Raw genomic sequence first — 4,325 nt, forward strand, 5'->3', positions numbered from 1 at the left:
ATATCGGCATCGCTTTTCTCCTGGCCTCCGGCAGTTCGCGCCGCAACGCAGCCCGCGTCCGAGTTTCCAAACGGGCTCTCAGAGCGCCGCCTCGAGCGTGTCGATCAGCGGGTTGTCGCAGGCGAAGACGTAGTCGAGCGCAGCGACCACCACGCTCGCCGCGCCGTGCGCGCGCAGAAAGGTGGCGAGGCCGTGCACCTTGTCGGGCGGGCAGTGCAGCGTCAGCATGCCGGACGAGGTCGGCCCGCCGAACGGCGTCTCCACCCCGAACTTTTCGCGCGCCTCGGCGAGCAGCGTCTCGTTGCAGCCGGGGAAGCGGGTGCGGATCTCCTTGAAGGCGCTGGCGCGGTCGAACGCGGCGATGCGGTCGAGCACCAGGCGGGCGATGCCGCGCTCCTCCTCGCCCCAGCGCGCGGTCTTGGAGGCGACGAGGTTCGCCTGCGAGCGCAGGATGATCCCGTCCTCGACGATTTTCAGCGCGTTGGCGGTCAGCGTGGTGCCGGTCGAGGTGATGTCGACGATCAGCTCGGCGGTGCCGGCGGCGGGCGCACCTTCGGTGGCGCCGGCGCTCTCGACGATGCGGTAATCGACGATCCCGTGCCGGGCGAAGAAGCCGCGGGTGAGGTTCACGTACTTGGTCGCGACCCGCATGCGGCGGTCGTGCTCGAGGCGGAAGGCGGTGGCGACGTCGTCGAGATCGGCCATCGAGCGCACGTCGATCCAGGCCTGCGGCACGGCGACTACCACGGTCGCGAAGCCGAAGCCGAGCGGATGCACCAACACCACCTTGGCGTCCGCATCCGGGATGCTCTCGCGGATGAGGTCCTCGCCGGTGATGCCGAAATGCACGCTGCCGGCGGCGAGCTGCTGGGCGATCTCGGAGGCCGAGAGGAACGCCACCTCGATCTCCGGCACGCCGACCACCGCGCCGCGATACTCGCGGGCGCCGCGCGGCTTTGCGAGCTTCAGCCCGGAGCGGGCGAAATAGGTTTCCGCGTTCTCCTGCAGGCGGCCCTTGGCGGGGACCGCGATCACGAAGGCACTCATCGCACGGTCTCCAGGGCCGAGAGGCGGTCGATCCAGGCGGCGAAGCCGACGGCGGGCATCGGCGCGGCGTGGCCGAGGCGGGCAAAGAGGCCGTCGTAGCGGCCGCCGGCGACCAGCTGGCCCTCCACGGTGCCGCCCGGATCGTGCAGCTCGAACACGAAGCCGGTGTAGTAGTCGAGGCCGCGGCCGAACGCGGTGGCGAAGGCAATCGACGACACGTCGATGCCGGCCGCGGCGATCAGCGCGGTGCGGCGGGAGAAGGTTTCGAGCGCGGCCGAGAGGTCGATGCCGGTCTCCTTGGCGAGCGCGCCGACCGCGTCGGCGGCGCTGTCGGGATCGCCGGCGATCGCGAAGAACTCGTCGACCACCGCGCGGGTCTTGCGGGGCAAAGCGGCGCTGGCGCCGAGTTCTGCCTGCTCGAGGAACCGTCCAGCGATCTCCGCCACCGAGCGGCCGCCGACCGTGCTGATGCCGGCGATCGACAAAAGATCGGTCACCAGCGCGTGCGCCGCCTGCGGGTCCGAATTGGCGAGCGCCGCCAGCACGCCCTGATATTCCGGCCTGCCGCTGTCCGCCGGAACGGCGAGCCGATCGAGGTCGTGGGCGAGCACGGACTTGCGGCTGAAGTCTTTGGCGAGCCGGCGGCGCCACACGGGAGCGAGGTCGAGCGCGTCGAGCAGCGCGGCAAAGAGGCCGACGTCACCCATCCGGATGGCGGGGGCGGCGAGGCCGTAATGCGCGGTGGTGGCGAGCGCGAGCGACAGCGCCTCGGCGTCGGCCTCCGCCGTATCGGCGCGGCCGTACGATTCGATGCCGGCCTGCAAAAACTCGCCCGATGCATCGGTGCGCTGGCGAAACACCGGCCCGAGATAGCTGAAGGCGGCCGGTTCGCCGGCAGCGGACGAGGCGAGATAGTCGAGCGCGACCGGGATCGTCAGGTCGGGCCGGAGGCACAGGTCGCCGTTGCCGGTGCCGCCGCCGTCCGCGACCAGAAACATGCGCCGCCTGATGTCCTCGCCCGACAGCGCCAGGAACGGTTCTGCCCGCTGCAGGATCGCCGGCTCGACCCGCCGGTAACCGGCCGCCGCATAGGAGGCGACCAGCGTCTCCGCCCGGCCGTCCGTGTGGGTCGTCGCAACGTTCATCCCTCGTGCCCCCGTTCGTCTCGGGCGCCGTTTAGCACGACTTTGGCGATGTTTCGACGTCCTCTGGCGAAAGGCTCGGCGCCGCGGCGGGACGGGTGCTCACGGTGACTGCGTTCTCGAGTTGCATGTTTATAGGGCGGCAATTACAGGACGTGTCACAGTCGTCGCCAAGTCGTGAACGCCGTCGCACGATTTCAACGGAACGGTCATCATCCAGGCGTGCGCCGCAGCATCTTCACGATGCTGTCGCGTTGCGCGAAATGCTTCACGACATCTCGATTCCGCAGCACTCCCGATTGCGGGTGGCCGCCGCCGACCCTACTCCTATTGCGACGCAGCACGTTCGGACCCCCGCTCGTTCTCCCGATCGTCTGCCGAAATCCCGGTCGCGCCGCCCCTCGGCCCGGCCCAAGAAGGATCGACGTGCCCATGATCTACAAGACCCTCCAGGTGGAGGTGGTCGGCCGGGTGGTGCTGATCCGCCTGAACCGGCCGGAAGCCCTGAATGCCCTCAATGCCGCCATGGCCGAAGAGCTCGCCCGCGTGGTCGCGCGGTTCGAGCCGGACGAGGGCGTCGGCTGCTTCGTGCTGACCGGCTCCGACAAGGCGTTCGCCGCCGGCGCCGACATCAAGGAGATGGCGCCGCGGACGTTCATCGAGAATCTTTCCGAGGACTACATGGCGAGCTGGGATTCCGCGGCGCGGTTGCGCAAGCCGGTGATCGCCGCGGTCGCCGGCTTCGCGCTCGGCGGCGGCTGCGAGCTCGCCATGCAGTGCGACTTCATCATCGCCGCGGATAACGCGAAATTCGGCCAGCCGGAGATCAAGCTCGGGGTGATTCCGGGGCTCGGCGCCACCCAGCGGCTCACCCGGGCGGTCGGCAAGGCCAAGGCGATGGAGCTGATTCTGTCGGGCCGAATGATGGGCGCCGAGGAGGCCGAGCGCGCCGGGCTGGTCGCCCGCGTGGTGCCGCTGGCAAAACTGGTCGAGGAGGCGATGAAGACCGCCCAGGCGATCGCCGGCATGCCCACCGCCGCCTTGATGTCGGCCAAGGAGACGGTCGGCCGCGCCTTCGAGACGCCGCTCGCCGAGGGCTTGCGGTTCGAGCGCCGGGTGTTCCAGGCGCTGTTCGGCACGCCCGACCAGCGCGAGGGGATGTCCGCCTTCATGGAGAAGCGCACCGCCCGGTTCCACGAGAGCAAGGCGGCGGAGTAGGGCGCCGGCTCGCCGGCTTTCGGGGGCCGGGGAGGTACGTGAGGCCGACGCGGGCGGTCTCACGGTCCCGGTTCACGCCGCCGGCGTCGCGCCGGGCGTCTCGTGGCCGGCGGTCAGGCGGCGGGCGAGAAGGTGCAGCTTTGCGTCGTGGCAGCCCTGCGCCTCGATCTCGCGCACGGTCGACAGCACGTAGTCCCGATTCGGTCCCGACTGCCCGTGCCCCTGGCGCACCAGCCTCACCTGCGCATCGAGGTCGAGCCGGCCGGCATATTGCGGGTGGCTGCGGTCGACCGCATAGACCAGCGCCCGCACCCGCCGCTCGCCCGCTCCCGCGCCGCGCTCGAGGGTCGGATCGTCGAGCAGCGTCACCGGCCGTAAAAGCTCCAGATAGACGTTGGTGGTCTGCTCGCGCTCGCGCAGATAGGCGAGCGTGTCGGCGCGCCGCGTCTTGTCGACCCGGAAGGCGATGCCCCGGCAGGTGCCGCCGCGGTCGAGCCCGAGCACCAGGCCCGGCTGCTCCGGCGTGCCGCGATGGACGAAGGAGTAGACGCACAGCGCCCGGTGCAGGCCGACCAGGCGGGCCGGCACCCGCTCCTCGAAGGCGAAGCCCGGGCGCCACATCAGCGAGCCGTAGCCGAAGACCCAGAGATCCTCGTCGGCGCGGTCGATCTCGCGGCGGGTGTCGAAAATCACGGGAGCCCCGGCTGTGGATTGCGCGGGGTTTTTCGGTGCATCCCGCATGCCGGCCGCCGGGCTTGACACCGGACGGCCACAAGGCTCGCCTAAGAGCCCGTTTGAACACTCCGACGGGGCTGCGCCGGAGCCGATTTCGCCGAACCGGCAGGAGCCGATCGAGGCGCGTACCAGGGAGTACGTGCGAGATCGGCGACGAACCGGGCGGCCGAAAGCGGCCCGGCC

Annotated in this window: 4 protein-coding genes; 1 reads left to right on the forward strand and 3 read right to left on the reverse strand. The window is 70.4% G+C overall.

Translation table 11 applies throughout. The features are described 5' to 3' along the window. Positions 1–78: 78 nt before the first annotated feature. The gene (hisG, locus tag A33M_RS20025) at positions 79–1,047 is read right to left on the reverse strand and encodes an ATP phosphoribosyltransferase (protein WP_008391195.1); all 969 of its coding nucleotides are present in this window, start codon (positions 1,045–1,047) and stop codon (positions 79–81) included. Continuing rightward, entirely contained in the window at positions 1,044–2,192 is a 1,149-nt protein-coding gene (locus tag A33M_RS20030) for an ATP phosphoribosyltransferase regulatory subunit (RefSeq protein ID WP_008391197.1), read from the reverse strand. The genes hisG and A33M_RS20030 overlap by 4 nt, the downstream gene beginning before the upstream one ends. 429 nt (positions 2,193–2,621) lie before the next feature. Between A33M_RS20030 and A33M_RS20035 the strand changes: the two genes are divergently transcribed. Then, entirely contained in the window at positions 2,622–3,407 is a 786-nt protein-coding gene (locus tag A33M_RS20035; protein ID WP_008391200.1) for an enoyl-CoA hydratase-related protein, read from the forward strand. Between the two features lie 72 nt (positions 3,408–3,479). Here A33M_RS20035 and A33M_RS20040 read toward each other — a convergent pair whose 3' ends face one another. Beyond that, on the reverse strand, positions 3,480–4,100 hold the full coding sequence (locus A33M_RS20040) for a gamma-glutamylcyclotransferase (RefSeq protein ID WP_008391202.1): 621 nt from the start codon (positions 4,098–4,100) through the stop codon (positions 3,480–3,482). Positions 4,101–4,325 lie beyond the last annotated feature (225 nt).

The organism is Rhodovulum sp. PH10 (assembly GCF_000293785.1).
Classification (GTDB): Bacteria; Pseudomonadota; Alphaproteobacteria; order Rhizobiales; family Xanthobacteraceae; genus Rhodoplanes.

Excerpts from the sequence above, each read along its gene's own strand:
- hisG (WP_008391195.1), bottom strand. The coding sequence starts at position 1,047 with ATGAGTGCCTTCGTGATCGCGGTCCCCGCCAAGGGCCGCCTGCAGGAG.
- A33M_RS20030 (WP_008391197.1), bottom strand. The coding sequence starts at position 2,192 with ATGAACGTTGCGACGACCCACACGGACGGCCGGGCGGAGACGCTGGTC.
- A33M_RS20035 (WP_008391200.1), top strand. The coding sequence starts at position 2,622 with ATGATCTACAAGACCCTCCAGGTGGAGGTGGTCGGCCGGGTGGTGCTG.